Source organism: Paenisporosarcina sp. (genome assembly GCF_057785155.1).
Genome location: NZ_JBYNRN010000023.1, coordinates 102,914 through 119,690, shown reverse-complemented (window position 1 = coordinate 119,690; position 16,777 = coordinate 102,914). Strand labels below are relative to the sequence as shown.

Here is a 16,777-nt window from a genome sequence, read left to right as displayed (position 1 = left end):
TATGAAAAGCTAGGCGTTTGCCATAATAAGGACGAACTAGTTAAGTAAAAGTTGGGAGGACTTGGCTATGGAAGACCATACAAAAGTAAGTTGGAAAGATGACTCGGTAATCACTCGATTGAACAACTCAGTGGATAATGTGACAATGGCTGTCGGGCAGGCTCTTACCAATCCATCAGAACGTGCCCTTTTACATCTACAAGATATGATTGAACATGCCGAACGTTCGGTGGCAAATGCGCTTGAAAAAGAAGGGGACATAGAGCCTATTCGTAATCTTCAACAACGTTTAGATCAAAGCAAAGACAAATTCAATACGCTTCATTAATACGAGAACGCATGAAAATCCAGCAGACGAAAAATCTGCTGGATTTTTTCTATAGACAAATGAAAATATTGATTTACATTGCGACGGACGCTTTCCGCGGGCAAGACTTCAGCCGCTTCCCTCGCGATGCTCAGTCCAGGGTCTTCAGTTCTTGCTGATTCCGCTGGAGTCGCCGTCTCCATTCCAATCAACGGATATTGCAACAAAAGAAATAATGACAGTTTCAGTCTCTATATAAAAATATACAATTGATTATTTTTCAATTCTTATTAACATATTTGGTAAGTTTGACTTTACATTTGGACGTAAGTGGTCGGCTATTTCTGAAGACTCCTGCGGAAAAACGAAACACGCTAGACCCCACAGGCATAGCTGTCAGAGACAGCTATGCTGAGGAGGCTTGCGTTTCGTCCGCGGAAAGCGAAAGAAATAGCCGGCCACTTTCACTTTATGTAAAATAAGTCGAATTTCTACATAATAAATTAACTATTATTCTTTTGTCTACAGCCTGAATCTAGCAAATCTGCTGGATTTTTTCTTTTTGAATATCAGTCATTTGAATGAGATGTTTTCTAGACTAATGAATGAATGGATTCCATTCATTTTCATTTACAGTAAATGTAACAGAAAATTATATAGAACAAGAGGAGAATAACATCATGAAAAATCTTCTTCAAGACGCACGTTTTCGAATGATACTATTTGCCAATATTGCTTCATCAGTAGGGTCTGGCATAACGATGATTGCCATTCCATGGATGCTTGTAACGAGTAAAGATGGAAATGAGGTTTTTGGTTATGTAACGATTGCTACAACAATTCTAAGCTTTATCTTGACGCCTTTTATCGGTAATCTGATAGATAATATGTCTCGAAAGAAATTACTTCTAGTTAGCAAGGTTATCAGTCTGGCCGTATTGCTCATTTTTGCAATGATTGGATTTGTGGGGATAGAGTATGAAATTTGGCATTATATAATCATTTATATGATTGGAACCTTATATTACACGATTTTTTACCCATCCATGTTCGCGTTAAATCAAGAAATTTTTAACGCTGATCAATACAAAGTATTAAACGGAGCGATGGAAGTTCAGGGGCAGCTATCTAGTGTAATAGCAGGTGCCTTGGCAAGTATTTTATTAACAAAATGGGAATTACAAACGATTTTATTAATGGATGTTTTAACGTATGCTGCGGCCATTTATTTTTATTTACGTATTCCATATGCTCAAACGAGCCGTCTAACTACTAATAAATCCTTTAATAAAGCAACGGCTGGTCTTTTATATATGCTGAAAAGACCCTTAATGTTTATATTTCTCCTATTTTCAATCATGCCTTTCATTGGCGTCATGATAACGAATTATTTGTTTCCAGTTTATTTAGCAGATGTGTTAAAAACATCTGGAAATGTCTATGGAATTCAAGGAATGGTTTATGGAGTAGGGGCTATTCTTGCAGGAGTTTTTGTCCCTTTAATTGCTAGAAAACTAGGAAATGAAAAAACTATGATTTACGGAGTTTTAACATACACACTTGCAATATCATTAATTGTTGTAGCGAATGTGCCATCTTATTTAGCACTTATGCTATTCATAGCTATTGGTAATAGTGGAACAAGAGTTGCAAGAAATTCATTTTTAATGGATCAAATCCCTAACGAATTAATTGGAAGAGTCGACAGTTTGTTTCGATCGGCAGGTTTGCTCATAAGAATCGCACTGCTAGCTCTTTTTACAGGAATGGTTTCAAACGGTCTAATTATGTCTTGTTTTATTGTGCTGAGTGGAATTTTGATCATTTCCTCAGTGTTAATATTGGCATCTTGGAAGAAAGGATTAATATCTGATATTATCGGGGTTAATAAAATAGAGGTCGAGGTAACAACATAAAGTGTATGGTTGCCACATTAGCTTAAATAGCCGTGCATAAAAAAAAAGAATAACATTTAAGTTAACAAATAAATTATTTATGCTCTTACCAGTTTACCATTTTAATAATAGGCTATGTTAAAGTTAATGGTTGATTTTGCATAGAAAAATGAGCTTGATACTTCTCCAAGCTCATTTTTTTCTGTCTATTTTTTTACAAAAAGCACCGGTTAGCCATCCATGTATCTCAAAAATAATATCTACACCACAGATAATGAAAGAATATTACGTTCTTTCATGGGAGTTGAAGAAGGGAACTAGTATTCTTATATCAGACTTAATTCATATTGATAAAATTGTGAATCCTTAACGTATCCATTTTTTTCATATAGTCTTTGAGCAGCGTAATTGTCGGGTGCTGTACTTAGACTAATTCTTTTAGCTTCTGTTTCAACAGCATAATCTTTAGCTTTTTGTAAAAGCATTTCTCCTACTCCCTGTTTTCTGGCTGTTGCATCTACATATAAGTCGTTTAATATCCAAGTTCTTTTCATAGATATTGATGAAAATGTAGGATAGAGTTGTGTAAATCCAACATACCTATGGTTATCTTTAACGACAAATATTACAGATTCTTTATTTTCTAAACGATTTTTTATGTATTTTTTTGCACCTTCTATATCTGACGCTTGCTGATAAAACATTCGATAGAGATTAAATTGATTTGACACTCCTTCTAAGTCTTCAATTGTAGCTTGAAATATTTCCATTACTTTTTCTCCCCTTTATATATGATAAATAAATAATCCTACTAGGTAATATTCCGTTAAAGTTAATCATTTTATATGATAATTACTTCAAATAAACTGCTGCGTTAGTTTAATAAGTTCAACAAAAAAAGCGTTAATCCTTCTTGGTTCAACGCACTCGTTAGTTTAAGTACAAATCATCACAATCTCATTTTTTTACTATAGTTAAAATAAGGAGACGCCTCAACAAATCCTTGTTCAAATGTTACTGCTTTTAGTTCCATTTTTTCCGTATCTCACTAAAACGTGCCACAATAGTTTTAATTCCTGAAGTACCTCCTTATAAGTTCCACGATCGCTCCAAGATACTGGGTTGCGTTTCAAGTCCATTACAGCAGATCCAATTATGTTCGCATCGATAAAATTATTTTTTGCAATGCGTTTTGCCAAGGAAGTCATTGATGGACCTCTAAAATCTGCAGGAACCTCGTCTACCATGAGTACAAAGCCCATGTGCCAATAAAGATCAATGGAATACTTAAGGCATATTTGTTCTATTGTTCTCCCTACATGAGTGTCCTTGAATGAAGGATCTGCAACAAGCACTTCCACGTCTTCTTTAAGAGAAATATCTCCATGAACTTGGGCTTCAATATAGTGGTTAAGATTGCGGTTTGGTTCTTTGTTTGATAGGTCTGTAAACGGCTTTTCTAGATTAACCATCAAATGTTTGATTAATCTTGCTGGTGTCAGATTTCTTTCACCTATTGCAAAATCTCTTAGGAACGCCTCTTCTAAGAGTGCAGCCAAAATGATTTCAAACTCTTCATAGGTACCCTTTTCTTTTGGGTCTTGATGCGAATCCATATACGTGTAAGTAGAACGATATGATGCCTCAGGGGAAAGAACAAAATAGCATGATCCAAATCGTGGAGCAGGTCCATCTGGATGTAACATCAAATTTAGTGCCCCATATTTAGGACGTTGGTTATTGGTCGTGCCCTCCAGTTGATATGCTCCTCCAAAAATTCTCTTCTCCCAAATGTCGCGTTCACCACCAGGGTAAGCGGATACGCTACCATTAGATAAAAGAGTTTCAAACTGGCTTTTATATAATCCCTGCTCAAGTAGTGAATCAGCAACACTTTTCATAGTCGAATCTGGTCTATCTGGATGGAAATGTAGGCCAATCTTTGCGTAAGTCTTTAAATTAACAACAGCATTTTCAAATAGCTTATCCGAGATATTAGACATTTTTAGTATGTGATTAATTGTGGCTTTAGATTCATGTTTATGGTTCCTTGCATACTTTGAAAAATGCTCTAAAGCAAATAGTTGTGACCTTGTTAATTCCATGAGCAGATGAGTCTCTCCTTTAATTATATTGATCATAATTAATTCAATTTCCTTCATGTCCAACTAAACTGCTTCGTTAGTACAAAATAAAATATTATTTATTTCCTAAAACCATAACTATATTCCATAGATTATCTTTGATTTCACCAAGTTCAATTGCGATAAATACACTTGAACATGCAATGACAATTAAACAAATTGCCTTGATTAAATTAAAAGATTTATCACTCAAATAGAATCCCTCCTAAAATATCTGCCTTTTGTTCAATAATGTACATTTATTAACTCATTCAACACTATTCTAAAAACCTTCTTCTTCAACTAACCTGCTTACGTTAGTTTAAGTGAACACTTTCAAAATCTATTATTAATTTTAACATAAATATCCATCGAGAAATTAAATTGAGATATTCATTTCCCATATTCATTAACGATTAATCAACCTTCTCCATAACAGAGCCTAATAATTAAATGGGGATATATCAAATATATGGTAATCTTATATGTAGATGAATTGAGATTGGTGGCTAACGGGTTAGGTTAGTGTAACACCAAAGAAATTGCCAAGATGTAGAACTAAACTTATGGAGGAAACAATGAAAACAAATATTATTGGAGATAAGGTAAGTATTAATGGGACAGACCTTTACTATGAACATATTGAAAATTCTAACGATAAACTAACGATTGTGTTTGAATCTGGGTATGGTTGGGATTTAAACAATTGGAATCCAATCAGGGATGAAGTTTCGAAGTTTGCAAATGTCTTTATGTATGACAGAGACGGTGTGGGTAAAAGTGAGAAAAGCAATAAACCAAAACATAGTAATCAAATTATAGAGAACCTTAGAGGTCTGCTGCAAAAACTAGATATAAAACCACCATATGTATTAATAGGACATTCATTCGGAGGACTAAATGTAAGACTATATGCAAGCAAATACCCAGAAGAGGTAGTGGGAGTAATCCTTTTAGACTCGGTTCATGAAGATCAAAATAAAAAAATGATTTCGTTTTTCAATAAGAAAATTCAAGAAGAATATTTAGGACAGTTCACAGTCGAAGCTTCTCTAAGTGAATTTGAGGAAAGTCTGGAACAAGTAAGGGGTACAAGTCTTGGAAACATGCCACTTATCGTTATGACAGGGGGGACACAGTTACATCATACAACTGAATCAATGACTGTTTGGATCGAATTCCAAAGAGAACTCGCTAATCTTTCGTCAAATAGTACTCATCTTATTGTTAAAGAAGCTGGACACGCTATCCACATTGATCATCCTCAACCTGTTATAAAAGCTATTATTAAAATGATGGAAATTCTTAAAGTTTAGAGCTTTCTTATAGACTTAACTAAGTAGTTAAAGGAGAGAAAGAAGTATGAAAGAAGAACATTTATTTGAGCAAATGAAATTATGGCGTAAATGGACTGTGGAGTTTCTTCTTACAATTCCGGAAGATGTCATAGACAAAATTCCACCAGGTCATAATAACAGTATCAGATGGAATGCTGGTCATATCTTAGTAGGGTGGGATAATACGATGTTTCCAGCCGTTAATGAGAAGAGACAAATGCCTCTATCTTATCACTTCCTTTTTCCGAGTGGTTCTGAACCCGAACATTGGGTAGAACAACCGCCTTCAATGGATGAGATATTAAAGCGACTGGAAGAACAACCTATACTTATTGAACAAGCATGTAAAGGACATCTTGAAGACCCACTTAAAGAGCCGTTCTTAGGTATGGGAACATTAGGTGAAATGCTTATTTTTCATATTAATCATGAAAATCTACATATGGGGATAATTAAAAGCATGAAACAAGTGCTTGTAAATAGATCACAGCATAACTTATTCAACTAAGATGTAGTTTTACTTCAAGAATGGAGTAAAGCATTTTTCTTATTGAATTAAAGAGGCAGTTTAATTGTGCGAAATGTTCCTAGTTTAAATGGAGGATGGTTATATCTCTCTTGTAAAGAGTCGAACAGTACTTGAATTAGGAAGAGTAATCGTGTTAAAAGTTTGGTGAATTACAACTAGAACACATATCGATCAATTGGAATCGAACTTTCGTTATGATGGACGATTTGTTGGTATTTATGAACCGAATAACCAAGTTGCGATATCGAAAGTTTCGCCAAATAGGTAAAAGAAGGTCTTCCAATTTTATTTGTCAGATATGTGGATTGATTTGCTCCTGGCTTTCTCACTTGATTCAGCGCATTTATCATTTGTTCAGCTGTCATGATTCCTAATCCATGTCCAAAGAACGAATCATCTCCAAGAACAACAGCATTTTCTCCTCTCCAATAAGGGGTTCGTGGATCAAAGTCCGGATTATTAAAATAGACAACATCTCCAGGCAGAAGATGGGTTGTATAAGTTGCATTTATTCCAAGGTCAGGATCAGCATGCCAGCCATACAAATAGATGTTTTGAAAGAATTGGTTAAATAAAGATTCACCTAAAACGTTTAGGACTGCGTGGTAATAAATAATGAGAATTGCAGTTGCACATTCGAACGCATATTGTGAACTGTTCGTGTAGATATCCTGAATCGCGTCTGATGGTTTTTCCCCATTCAGCAGCAAAAATCCGCCGGACTTCGTCAAATGCCAGTATTGAGGATTACAAAAAGATTTTGAAAAACTTTCAAACCTCACATTGCTTTGATTCATAGCTCTTGCACTTAATAGTATATTTTTTCGCAACTTAAGTTCAAAAGATAATTCACCTATGGATTGATACGAGTAAACGACTGTATCTTCAATCATTCGTTGGAAAATCATCCGTTCGATACTACCAGGCGACCACAGGTCACCTTGTTGAAAGGGCATCCCCGCTAGTTGAATCATAATATACCCCTTTCTAAATCCGAGTATTTCATTCTTACCTAGCATATTCAAGAATCATATTAATGTGTGATCCTTGAGTGAAATATTGGAAATAAAAGGGGGATTCACTTGGAAGAACTTCCATATGTAATCATAGTTTCGATTGTAACGTTTATTAGTTGGATTGATTATAAAAAGAAGGTTAAGAAAGCTGAAAACGAAGAAGAAATAAGAAAGGCATTAGTTACCTTTCTTTTAGTATTGTTTCTATTTGCTACATCTATTTCAATGTTTCTTACTTAAACTACCGTGGTTCTTTTTCTTATTGAACTAAAGCGCCATTAGTGTGACAAGTATTAATACCAAAATGTATGAACAAAAATGTGAAATTTTATTGTATTTAAAATTGAGATAGATAAGGGAGTTAGGAACATTTGAAACCATTACAAGGGAAGATTGCTGTTGTTACAGGTGCATCCCGTGGAGCGGGTAGAGGGATTGCCTTCGAACTAGGCAGTGCAGGGGCGACCGTATATGTGACAGGTAGGAGTATAAAGGGAGCTACAACCGATAATCGATCAGAAACCATTGAGGAAACTGCCGATGGCGTCACTATACGAGGAGGTAAAGGCATCGCCATACGATGTGACCATACAAGCGACAATGACGTGAGAAACCTGTTCGATCAAATTGAAAGAGAACATGGTCGGATTGATATTTTAGTAAATAGTGTATTTGGTGGCTCTGAAAGTTCTCTACCGTCAGGAGAAGGACGACATTTTTGGGAACGACCAGTGGAGCATTGGGATGCTATGATGGTTGCTGGACCGCAAGCTTATTTGCTGACTACTCGATACGCTGTACCTTTGATGAAGCATCACCATAGAGGGTTAATTGTAAATATCACATTTTTTATCAAGAATCAGATTTCGGGTAATTTATATTATGATTTAGCTATGAATGCTATCAGTCGAATGACCCTAGGGATGGCAAAGGAATTAAAGGACTTCAACGTTTCAACCGTCGCTGTTTGCCCAGGTTGGATGAGGACAGAAAGAGTGGCAGATTCAGGTTTTGGACCAGAGGATGGAACAACGGAAACAACAGCTTATGTAGGTCGTGCAGTTGTGGCATTGGCAACAGACTCCACGGTATCAAAGGTTTCAGGCGATACAATAATGGTGGCTGATCTAGCGAGAAAATATGGTTTTACTGATGTAGATGGAACTCAACCTTTGCCATTTGGAGGATAATCAGTTTTCTGTACACTATAGCAGGAGTTGAAAAAGGATTAATTTCTAATAGAAAAGACAGATTGTAAAAGTTGACTTAACATGACAATAAGGAAGTGTAATGATGTTTTTTCTTCAAATGTCTGGTTTTCCTGGAGCGGGGAAATCGACTCTTGCTAAACAAATAGCTAAACTTATGGATGCCGTAATAGTCGATCATGATGTTGTAAAATCAGCCTTATTAAATTCGTTGAATGGCAACTCAATCGACCATCAAATGACAGGGAAAATATCATATGATATTGATTGGTCATTAGTCGATTTCTATTTGTCTCAAGGACAAAGCGTAATTTTAGATAGTCCTTGTTTTTACACGGAAATGGTTGAAAAAGGTGTACGTCTTACTGAAAAATACAAGGTAGAGTATAAATATATTGAATGTTATTTAAACGACAGTAAAGAAATTATATTCAGACTTGCGAATAGAGAACGAATGGTGAGTCAAATTGAAAACATAGCCTCCGAAGAAGCTTTTAATGAATGGGTGAATAATAGCAAAAAACCCGTGGGACATGAGTGTTTGAGAGTGGATTCAAGTATGCCTATAGAAAATTATATAGATGATGTTCTTAACTATTTAATGACTAAGTCAAATTCTTATTGAAACATCTATAAACTATTTTAGGTTTTCAATCGAGCATAAGAGTAAATTCTGTTCTGTCATTTTCAGATGTATACCCCTGCATATACATATCATAATAAAGCTGTTTTTGTTCGAATTTACCGTATCATATATTCAGTACATTCTAGAAGTGATATAGTAAATAAGAATTATACAAATGACAATTAAGTGGATGGGGATGTTGAGAATGTCAGTTTCAAGAATTTTGAAATGGGTTACTGGAGGAATGGAAGCAGTTTTAGCGATTCCGATTTTAGGGGCAACAATCGTAATCGGATTTTTATGGGTCCCTTTAGCGATTATGCTTGCGTTGCATATTGTTACACTCGTTTTAACAAAAAAAGATGAGGGATCAACCACAGGGAGTATCCTTGGAATTGTGACTTCTTGTATTGCGTGGATTCCATTTGTGGGAATGATTATGCATACTCTAACAGCCATATTCTTAATGTTAGATGCGGCAAAACCTGATCGTGAAGTAAGAGTTAATGGTTTTGATGTGAATTAAATTTTTTATTGAATATAGATAAAGGCATCTTAGGGACTTTAAATCCTAAGATGCCTTTTGCTTTATCCAGCTCTTTTTAAGAGAAGTTTAATTTTATTTACAAAGATAGGTTGAGGTACGGGTGATTTATGAATGACTAAATAGATCTGTATTAGTGCAATTGGAAGGAAAGACCCTTTATACGCCAAGTACTTTGGTTCCCACACACTGGCAAATTTACTCTTGAATTCTTTCAACCCTTTGATATTGTAAGATGACTTTCCATAGGAAGACAGTAAGTGAATCATCTTCTCACTGAATAAAGAATCCTTTGAATTTCCTACATTCGCTAAAGGAGCCATACCTAAACTGCAGCTTTGGTAATCATGATTCTTTGCCCACCTCATGATATGAATAAATAAGACATCCATTGTTCCGTTTTCGGAATTTGGAATTTTTCTCATGAGGTCGATTATTAAGGTCTTTCTATGATCAGATGCTAACGTTACAAATGCCACTGTCTGTCCATTCGAATCATAAAGCAGTGCAACAGGAAAGCGTTCTACATATTCCTTACTAAACGATACAACGGAAAAACTTTTCTCTTCTTGAGTACCTAGCCAAGAATTCGAAACGACTGTTAGTTCTTCAAGAAATGCATCTGAATAGGGAGGTTTTACAACACGAAATGTATATCCGAGTCGAGAAAATTTATTGGATGTTGTTCTGAATTTCGCACCTTGTTTACCTTCAAGAGAAAAAGTAGGAAGGGTAACTTTTCCTTCTTCACCCATTTTCATCAAGCGATAGCCATTCTCTTGGTATAGATGCATATGTGATGGACTTATTTGGTAGAAAAGAGGCTTTAAGCCTTTTCTCTTACAATCCATGAAAAATTCACTGATTGCCTCTTGGAATGATGAACTTTCTCCAATTGGATCTCCTAAAACAATCGCTCGATGAAAGTTTATTTTATAAGCAATCACCACTTTTCTGTCATTTGACCAGAAGAGCTGTTTGTCTTTTAAAAAAATAAGGTGAGAAATATGGTTCCCTCCGTGTGTCATCAAAAATGTTTGAAGCAAACGATCATTAAACTCTTCAATCTTATTGGGAGTAAACTCTTTAGAAGATTTTTTATTTAAATAAAATGCGTAAATTATGACGGTTAGTAACGAAAAATAAATTAAATATAATGAGACAATTTCAAGTTTCAGTTCAATTCCTCCTTGTACCATGGAACTTTATAAAGATAGCATACAGAAGGAATGTATTCTAGAAGGAAATCACTATCTTTAACTTACTGAAAACTTACAATTTCGAATATGATTAAGATTATTAATAATTTTGGAATGTAACCGTTAATAAATAAGCGAAACAAAAAATATGGTTAGGAATGATTTTATGAAGAAACACCTTAATGGTTTATCGGTATTATTTTTACTATTTATTCTTTCTGCTTGCTCAAATTCAACAACAAGTGAGTCAGGTTTAGACAATAAAAAATTACAAGTTGGAATTATGCTCTCAGATGCTGGATTAGGCGATCAGTCTTTTTCGGATTTAGGATTTGCTGGGTTAGAAAAAGCTCGTGATGAGTTAAACATTGAATTTGATTATCTTGAAATTAAAGATACTAAAACTTATGAAGTTGGACTCGAAGAACTAGTTAAACAAGAAAACGATTTAATTATTGGCTTAGGTTTCTCTATGCAAGAAGCTGTAGAGGAAATAGCTAGTAAATATCCAGACAGTACATTTTTGTTAATAGATGCAAAATCAGATTTACCTAATGTTTTCAATGTCACTTTTAAAGAAGAGGAAGCATCATACCTGCTAGGGGCTATTGCTGGTATGAAGACGGAAAGCAATGTTGTTGGATTTGTTGGGGGTGCTAAGGTGCCACTAATCCAGAAGTTCGAGACAGGTTTTATCGAAGGTGTTAAGTCAGTTAATGCTGAAGCAACCATCATTTCAAATTATGCTGAGAACTTTGGTGACGATAAACTTGGTGCAACCATTGCAAAAGAGATGATTAGCCAAAGTGCGGATTATATCTACCCGGCAGCAGGTTTTACAGGTGTAGGCGTTATTCAAGAGGCACAGAAATCGTCCATTTATTCTTTTGGAGTAGATAGCGATCAGTTTTATTTAGCTGAACAAGCAGTTGTTTCTTCTATGTTGAAAAAAGTAGACGTTGCCATCTTTAATGCTGTGAAAAGTTTAGCCGAGAATGGTGAGCTTTCTAATAAAGAAGTGGTATTGGGATTGAAAGAAAATGGTGTTGATATTGCACCAATTCGAGTGATCGAACTTTCATCAACTGAGTTACAAGTACTTGAAGATTTGAAAGAAGAAATCATAAATGAATCAGTCACAATATTAAAGTAAGAAGAGAGATGAAATGAATGAAACTGAAACAAAAAATATTACTTATTTCGATTATTCCATTGCTTTTGTCAACTGGAATTATTGGCTATAACATTGTCCAATTAAAATCACTCAAATCTTCTACCGAAGAAATCGTGAAAATGCTTGTTCAAGTTGAAGAGTTAAATAGTTCATCCAAAAGTTTGCAAAAATCATTGAATGCTTACTCATTGAATATTTCTGAGGGTAATCGAAACGATATAGAGATGGATTTAGAAAAGACGAAACAAATATACGATGCACTTGCTTTGGAATTACAGGAAAAAGACCAACTAAAGTTAGCTGAAAAAATTTCGCTAAAGTATGAGGATGTATTACAAGTAGCTTCTAGCGCAGTCGAAGAACAAAATCAACCAGAAATTAAGCGGCAGTCATTACGTACAAAAGGTCTAATCAATGATGTAATAAAACTGAAAGACAGTATCAGTCTTCAGTATCAAAAAATGCAAGAAGGACTTCAAACAAAAATTGATGGAATTGTTACGTTTTCAATTGTGGCTATACTAATTCTATTAGTCGGCAGTATATTGTTAACTATCATTTTAACAAATCGAATTGTTAGACCTATTAGTAGAATCACAAAGAATGCTGAAGAAATCGCTGATGGAAATTTAACCGTACAACCAATCAAAGTAAATACGCGAGACGAAATTGCTTCCCTTCAAAAAGCATTTGATGTAATGACAGTCAACCTTCGTGAAGTAATTTCTCACGTTTCAGAAAGTTCAAGTCAAGTTGCTGCTTCAGCTGAAGAACTAATGGCTAGTGCTGATGAAACCATGAAAGGTTCTGAGTTAATCTCTTCGGCTATTCAACAGGTTTCTGAAGGGGCTGAAAAGCAAACTAATATGTCTAACGAATCTTCGAAATTAGCAGAAGAAAGTTCTAGGGGAGTAGCTCAAATTGCAGAAAAAGCTCTGTTAGCAATGAATGTGACAGTAACTACGAATGAAAAAACGAAACAAGGGACAGAATTTGTCCAGCAAACTGTTTCTCAAATGAACTTAATCAATGAATCAGTAGAAGGCACTGATCGTGCTCTTGTCATATTAAACAATCGTTCAAAAGAGATTGGTAATGTACTAAAATTAATTACTGATATAGCAGAACAAACGAATTTATTAGCTTTAAATGCAGCGATTGAAGCAGCTCGTGCAGGAGAAGCGGGTAAAGGGTTTGCAGTTGTTGCGGGAGAAGTTAGAAAGTTATCTGAACAAACTAGAGTAGCCGTGTCTGACATCTCAGACATTACTAATGAAATTGAGAAAGATACAGTAACAACCGTCGCATCGATTACCGATGTAAAAGATCGAGTTCGTACAGGACTAGAAATTACGCATCATACAGAAACAACATTTAATGATATTTTGTCTTCAGTAGAAGATGTGAAAGAACAAGTCGTCAACATATCATCTATTACGAACGAAATCATGATGAAGGTCACAGCTGTGACCACTCAAGCAAACGATATGTCTACCATCTCTATTCATACATCAGATAGTTCTTCATCGGTGGCATCGGCCTCTGAAGAACAACTTGCCTCTATGGAAGAAGTGAGTGCCGCTGCCGTATCATTGGCTAACCTAGCAGAAGATTTACAACTGAGAGTCTCAAAATTTACAGTTTAAATAATAAAAATGCGTCTATTAAGTGAATCCTGTTCAAGGAAACTTAATAGACGCATTTTTTTATTCTTCATCATTGTTGCTACAAATTATGTAATCTCCGGACGTACCCACAATTTAGAAAAGTCTACATAGCCGAAATGCTTAATAGTAATGTTCATTAAATCTGCTGAAAATGGGATTTGACGTTTTTCATAATAAAGAGGAATCATAATCGATGATTCTAGTAAGGCTCTTTCAACCTTTAAATTTAATGCGGTCCATTCATGGAATGGGGTATGGGCATATTCATTCATATAATTAGTCAATGTATTATTTGTTTTAAATATTTTCGCTAACGGTGAGTAGCCATTTTTTAAAAAGTGGTAAAAAGAAAAGTTTTGATTCAACTCAAAAACTTCGCCATGAATGAACAAATCCACTTGTTGGTTCTTTTCGCTATTAGTTATGGTATCTGCGAATGATATCCATTTTATTTCAACGGGGATCCCTTCAGACTCAAATATTTCTTTTAGCCATTGAGTTGTGTTTTCTGTGTAACCGACGAGTTTCATAATAAGTGTTCCAGTAAACTTAGGACGGTCTACTTGAGAAACAACATAGTGTTGGTCCTGTCCAAACAGACAGCTTTTATGGTTTGGCAATGCTCGAGAAGATACACGGCCAATATCATGGCGGTGCTTTGAAATCACAAAATGGATGTAATCTCTTACTTCTTTTCGTTGAATGTCAGTGTTTCGGAAAGTATTCATGATGACAACGCCAAACCCTGAATCACTTTCCACTTCAAATGTATCTTTTACATCCTCTTGGGTAGAAGAGCGGTATACGATATCGAAATCTTTAGGTACTTGCACAAATTCCACTTCATCTAGTAAGGGTCTTTCTTGAAAATAATCTTTAAATGCAAATAAAGTCGTTTTTAAATCATGACTATTTTCAGCGTAAAATGCGCCTGTTCCAAAAAGCTGACCTTTACTTTCTTTATAAATACTCGCATTCAATGTTCCAATCATTTGTAGGGCATAGCTACAACCATCCGGAAAACAAATATCTATTACTAATGGAGCAATAACCTTAATTTCTTGAATAGGTTGCCACAGCTCCTTAAAATGAGCGTCCTTGCGAAGCTTTTCTAAACAATCAACAACATCTTCGGCTAATAAAATCGAACCATCATGAAATTTAACATCTTTTTTTAAGTAAAGTCTTAACTTTGTTTTGGATTCATCCCAACTGTGAGCTAGTTCCGGATAGATGACGCCTTGATCATCGACCGTGACTAATCGATTAAAAACATTCGCCACCATATTTGCGCTATGTACTTCCGCAGCCTTTAAAGGGTGCATGGTGAGTAGGGGATAACGTCTTGGAATAATGAGCTTGTCTATTTCATTTGCACTTTGGACGTATCCTAGTCTTGAACTGAATTTATTCATTAAGCGAAGTTTACTGTCTTTTGACCAATCGAATAAAAGATATTTACTGCTCGTTTCAATGGGTTCAATTTCAATCAACTTCATAAGCTGTTCTTCTAATACTTCTTCTACATCCTTCAACCATTGCAGTCTCGATACATTTCCGCGACCTTTACCAGGTGTAAAGGTTAGCCAGCCTTGAGTAACCCATTTTTGGATGTAGCGAGTTGTTTGTTTAGAACTTAATTGAAGAACCTCCGCAATTTCCTTCTGTTTAATTTCACCTGAGTCAACAACATTCCATAATGTTAAAAGATAATGATCCATCTTAACCTCCTTTTGCATAAGTGGACATTTTTATACTAATTGTCTATTTTTAGGAACTTGAGTCTAGTTTAATATACAAAAGACAGAGGAGGTATGCAACATGAATTGGAAAGACTATCCACAAAATATTAAAGTTCGTTTAATCACTTCTTTTTTTAACCGCGCAGTATCGTCAGCAGTTATGCCATTTATGGCATTGTTCTTTGCTCTAGAAATGAGTAAGGTGTGGGCTGGATTGTTTTTAGTATTTACTGTCATCATAAGTTTTTTTATTAATTTAATTGGTGGATATATATCCGATCGATTTCCACGAAAGAAGGTTTTATTATCTACCTCTTCGTTAAGTGCAGTGATGTTTTTACTGATGACGATTAGCTTAATTCCTGAAAATAATGTCATTTGGTTATTTGCCATTGCGTATGTAGGGTTTGTCATTACAAGTAGTCTAGGTAGACCAGCAATGCATGCCATTATTATCGATTCCACTACGCCTGAAAATCGAAAGGCTGTATATGCCATTGATTATTGGATGATCAATTTGTCGATGGCAATCGGTGCTGCATTAGGTGGCTTACTGTATGTAAATCATCAAATTGAGTTATTTGTTTTGCTAAGTGTTACTTCTGCGATTCTTCCAATCTCATATAAAATCTGGCTTATTGATGAACATACAAATCGTTTAGAAAAGCAACACCAAAACGTATTTATCGATTTAATTCAAAATTATAAAGTTGCTTTTCAAGATCGACCATTCGTTAAAGTTGTTGTTGGATCGATGTTCATCTTTGCAGCGGAATTTTCTTTAAATAGTTATATTGGTGTTCGACTGGCAGAATCTTTTAAGACCGTCACTATTGGTGATTTTGACATTGGTGGAGTACGTATGTTGAGTATTTTAAATATCGAAAATATGCTACTCGTTGTCTGTTTAACCTTTTTTATTACCAAATTTACAGATCGATTTAATAAACAAAAAATGATGTTAGCTGGACTTATTATTTATGGAATCGGTTATGTAACGATTACGTCGGCAAATTCGTGGTATCTGTTAATTATTTTTGGTTTTATCGCGACAATTGGTGAGTTAATTTATTCACCGATTCGAAATGCTGAGCAGGCCAACATGATGCCAACTGATAAGAGAGGGTCATATTCTGCATTTTCAAATCTGTCCTTTTCAGGAGCTGACTTAATCGCAAGATCTACAATCATAATTGGTGCATTCTTAATACCAACGATGATGTCGGTTTATATCGGAGTCATCTTAATGATTGGTATTTTTCTCGTCTACACCGGGTTATTTGTGAAGAGCTCCCAGCCGTTAATAAATAAAAAAGCTATTTTGACTGCATCAACGAAGATGTTTATTAAATAATCAAACTCCTATATATTTAATTTAATAAACAAATGCGTGTATAGAGGAGCGATCACA

General features: G+C 35.1%; 17 protein-coding genes. 11 read left to right on the top strand and 6 right to left on the bottom strand.

The features are described 5' to 3' along the window. Positions 1-67: 67 nt before the first annotated feature. Together AC3EA5_RS09380 and AC3EA5_RS09375 are read left to right on the top strand one after the other, a co-directional pair. On the top strand, positions 68-328 hold the full coding sequence (locus tag AC3EA5_RS09380; protein ID WP_488608086.1) for a hypothetical protein: 261 nt from the start codon (positions 68-70) through the stop codon (positions 326-328). 659 nt (positions 329-987) lie between these two features. Then, a complete protein-coding gene (locus AC3EA5_RS09375) occupies positions 988-2,223 on the top strand; it encodes an MFS transporter (protein ID WP_488608085.1) in 1,236 nt (411 codons plus the stop codon). Positions 2,224-2,528: 305 nt separating this feature from the next. On the opposite strand, the gene AC3EA5_RS09370 is transcribed toward AC3EA5_RS09375, so the two are convergent. The 3 genes from AC3EA5_RS09370 to AC3EA5_RS09360 form a co-directional block, all read right to left on the bottom strand. Then, positions 2,529-2,972, bottom strand: a complete 444-nt coding sequence (locus AC3EA5_RS09370) for a GNAT family N-acetyltransferase (RefSeq protein WP_488608084.1) — start codon at positions 2,970-2,972, stop codon at positions 2,529-2,531. 237 nt (positions 2,973-3,209) lie between these two features. Next, the gene (locus tag AC3EA5_RS09365; protein WP_488608211.1) at positions 3,210-4,307 is read right to left on the bottom strand and encodes a DUF3626 domain-containing protein; all 1,098 of its coding nucleotides are present in this window, start codon (positions 4,305-4,307) and stop codon (positions 3,210-3,212) included. Between the two features lie 94 nt (positions 4,308-4,401). Continuing rightward, positions 4,402-4,539: a hypothetical protein gene (locus AC3EA5_RS09360; protein WP_488608083.1), complete on the bottom strand. Its 138-nt coding sequence runs from the start codon at positions 4,537-4,539 to the stop codon at positions 4,402-4,404. 364 nt (positions 4,540-4,903) lie between these two features. On the opposite strand from AC3EA5_RS09360, the gene AC3EA5_RS09355 reads away from it, so the two are divergent. After that, complete coding sequence (locus AC3EA5_RS09355; protein ID WP_488608082.1) at positions 4,904-5,641, top strand: alpha/beta fold hydrolase; 738 nt, start codon at positions 4,904-4,906, stop codon at positions 5,639-5,641. Between the two features lie 46 nt (positions 5,642-5,687). After that, positions 5,688-6,170 (top strand): DinB family protein, encoded by a 483-nt coding sequence (locus tag AC3EA5_RS09350; protein ID WP_488608081.1) that lies wholly within the window; start codon positions 5,688-5,690, stop codon positions 6,168-6,170. 176 nt (positions 6,171-6,346) lie between these two features. On the opposite strand, the gene AC3EA5_RS09345 is transcribed toward AC3EA5_RS09350, so the two are convergent. Next, positions 6,347-7,165 (bottom strand): protein-glutamine gamma-glutamyltransferase, encoded by an 819-nt coding sequence (locus tag AC3EA5_RS09345; RefSeq protein WP_488608080.1) that lies wholly within the window; start codon positions 7,163-7,165, stop codon positions 6,347-6,349. Positions 7,166-7,273: 108 nt separating this feature from the next. On the opposite strand from AC3EA5_RS09345, the gene AC3EA5_RS09340 reads away from it, so the two are divergent. The 4 genes from AC3EA5_RS09340 to AC3EA5_RS09325 all read left to right on the top strand — a co-directional run bounded on the left by AC3EA5_RS09340 (position 7,274) and on the right by AC3EA5_RS09325 (position 9,566). Further along, positions 7,274-7,447 carry a hypothetical protein gene (locus tag AC3EA5_RS09340; RefSeq protein ID WP_488608079.1) on the top strand — a complete coding sequence of 58 codons (174 nt, stop codon included), beginning with the start codon at positions 7,274-7,276 and terminating at the stop codon, positions 7,445-7,447. 131 nt (positions 7,448-7,578) lie between these two features. Then, positions 7,579-8,397 (top strand): SDR family NAD(P)-dependent oxidoreductase, encoded by an 819-nt coding sequence (locus AC3EA5_RS09335; RefSeq protein WP_488608078.1) that lies wholly within the window; start codon positions 7,579-7,581, stop codon positions 8,395-8,397. Positions 8,398-8,500: 103 nt separating this feature from the next. Then, positions 8,501-9,040 carry a P-loop nucleotide/nucleoside kinase family protein gene (locus tag AC3EA5_RS09330; RefSeq protein ID WP_488608077.1) on the top strand — a complete coding sequence of 180 codons (540 nt, stop codon included), beginning with the start codon at positions 8,501-8,503 and terminating at the stop codon, positions 9,038-9,040. A 205-nt stretch (positions 9,041-9,245) separates the two neighbouring features. Then, positions 9,246-9,566: a hypothetical protein gene (locus AC3EA5_RS09325; RefSeq protein ID WP_488608076.1), complete on the top strand. Its 321-nt coding sequence runs from the start codon at positions 9,246-9,248 to the stop codon at positions 9,564-9,566. Positions 9,567-9,628: 62 nt separating this feature from the next. On the opposite strand, the gene AC3EA5_RS09320 is transcribed toward AC3EA5_RS09325, so the two are convergent. Next, a complete protein-coding gene (locus tag AC3EA5_RS09320; protein WP_488608075.1) occupies positions 9,629-10,783 on the bottom strand; it encodes a phosphatidylglycerol lysyltransferase domain-containing protein in 1,155 nt (384 codons plus the stop codon). 166 nt (positions 10,784-10,949) lie between these two features. Here AC3EA5_RS09320 and AC3EA5_RS09315 point away from each other — a divergent pair, with 166 nt between their 5' ends. Together AC3EA5_RS09315 and AC3EA5_RS09310 are read left to right on the top strand one after the other, a co-directional pair. After that, a complete protein-coding gene (locus AC3EA5_RS09315) occupies positions 10,950-11,936 on the top strand; it encodes a BMP family lipoprotein (RefSeq protein ID WP_488608074.1) in 987 nt (328 codons plus the stop codon). Positions 11,937-11,953: 17 nt separating this feature from the next. Continuing rightward, on the top strand, positions 11,954-13,603 hold the full coding sequence (locus AC3EA5_RS09310) for a methyl-accepting chemotaxis protein (RefSeq protein ID WP_488608073.1): 1,650 nt from the start codon (positions 11,954-11,956) through the stop codon (positions 13,601-13,603). An 86-nt stretch (positions 13,604-13,689) separates the two neighbouring features. Here AC3EA5_RS09310 and AC3EA5_RS09305 read toward each other — a convergent pair whose 3' ends face one another. Then, positions 13,690-15,345, bottom strand: a complete 1,656-nt coding sequence (locus AC3EA5_RS09305; protein WP_488608072.1) for an ABC transporter substrate-binding protein — start codon at positions 15,343-15,345, stop codon at positions 13,690-13,692. Positions 15,346-15,445: 100 nt separating this feature from the next. Here AC3EA5_RS09305 and AC3EA5_RS09300 point away from each other — a divergent pair, with 100 nt between their 5' ends. After that, positions 15,446-16,720 carry an MDR family MFS transporter gene (locus AC3EA5_RS09300; protein ID WP_488608071.1) on the top strand — a complete coding sequence of 425 codons (1,275 nt, stop codon included), beginning with the start codon at positions 15,446-15,448 and terminating at the stop codon, positions 16,718-16,720. Positions 16,721-16,777: the final 57 nt, after the last annotated feature.

Coding starts and splice junctions, on each gene's coding strand:
- AC3EA5_RS09380 (WP_488608086.1), top strand. CDS start 68: ATGGAAGACCATACAAAAGTAAGTTGGAAAGATGACTCGGTAATCACT.
- AC3EA5_RS09375 (WP_488608085.1), top strand. CDS start 988: ATGAAAAATCTTCTTCAAGACGCACGTTTTCGAATGATACTATTTGCC.
- AC3EA5_RS09370 (WP_488608084.1), bottom strand. CDS start 2,972: ATGGAAATATTTCAAGCTACAATTGAAGACTTAGAAGGAGTGTCAAAT.
- AC3EA5_RS09365 (WP_488608211.1), bottom strand. CDS start 4,307: ATGGAATTAACAAGGTCACAACTATTTGCTTTAGAGCATTTTTCAAAG.
- AC3EA5_RS09355 (WP_488608082.1), top strand. CDS start 4,904: ATGAAAACAAATATTATTGGAGATAAGGTAAGTATTAATGGGACAGAC.
- AC3EA5_RS09350 (WP_488608081.1), top strand. CDS start 5,688: ATGAAAGAAGAACATTTATTTGAGCAAATGAAATTATGGCGTAAATGG.
- AC3EA5_RS09345 (WP_488608080.1), bottom strand. CDS start 7,165: ATGATTCAACTAGCGGGGATGCCCTTTCAACAAGGTGACCTGTGGTCG.
- AC3EA5_RS09330 (WP_488608077.1), top strand. CDS start 8,501: ATGTTTTTTCTTCAAATGTCTGGTTTTCCTGGAGCGGGGAAATCGACT.
- AC3EA5_RS09325 (WP_488608076.1), top strand. CDS start 9,246: ATGTCAGTTTCAAGAATTTTGAAATGGGTTACTGGAGGAATGGAAGCA.
- AC3EA5_RS09320 (WP_488608075.1), bottom strand. CDS start 10,783: ATGGTACAAGGAGGAATTGAACTGAAACTTGAAATTGTCTCATTATAT.
- AC3EA5_RS09315 (WP_488608074.1), top strand. CDS start 10,950: ATGAAGAAACACCTTAATGGTTTATCGGTATTATTTTTACTATTTATT.
- AC3EA5_RS09310 (WP_488608073.1), top strand. CDS start 11,954: ATGAAACTGAAACAAAAAATATTACTTATTTCGATTATTCCATTGCTT.
- AC3EA5_RS09305 (WP_488608072.1), bottom strand. CDS start 15,345: ATGGATCATTATCTTTTAACATTATGGAATGTTGTTGACTCAGGTGAA.
- AC3EA5_RS09300 (WP_488608071.1), top strand. CDS start 15,446: ATGAATTGGAAAGACTATCCACAAAATATTAAAGTTCGTTTAATCACT.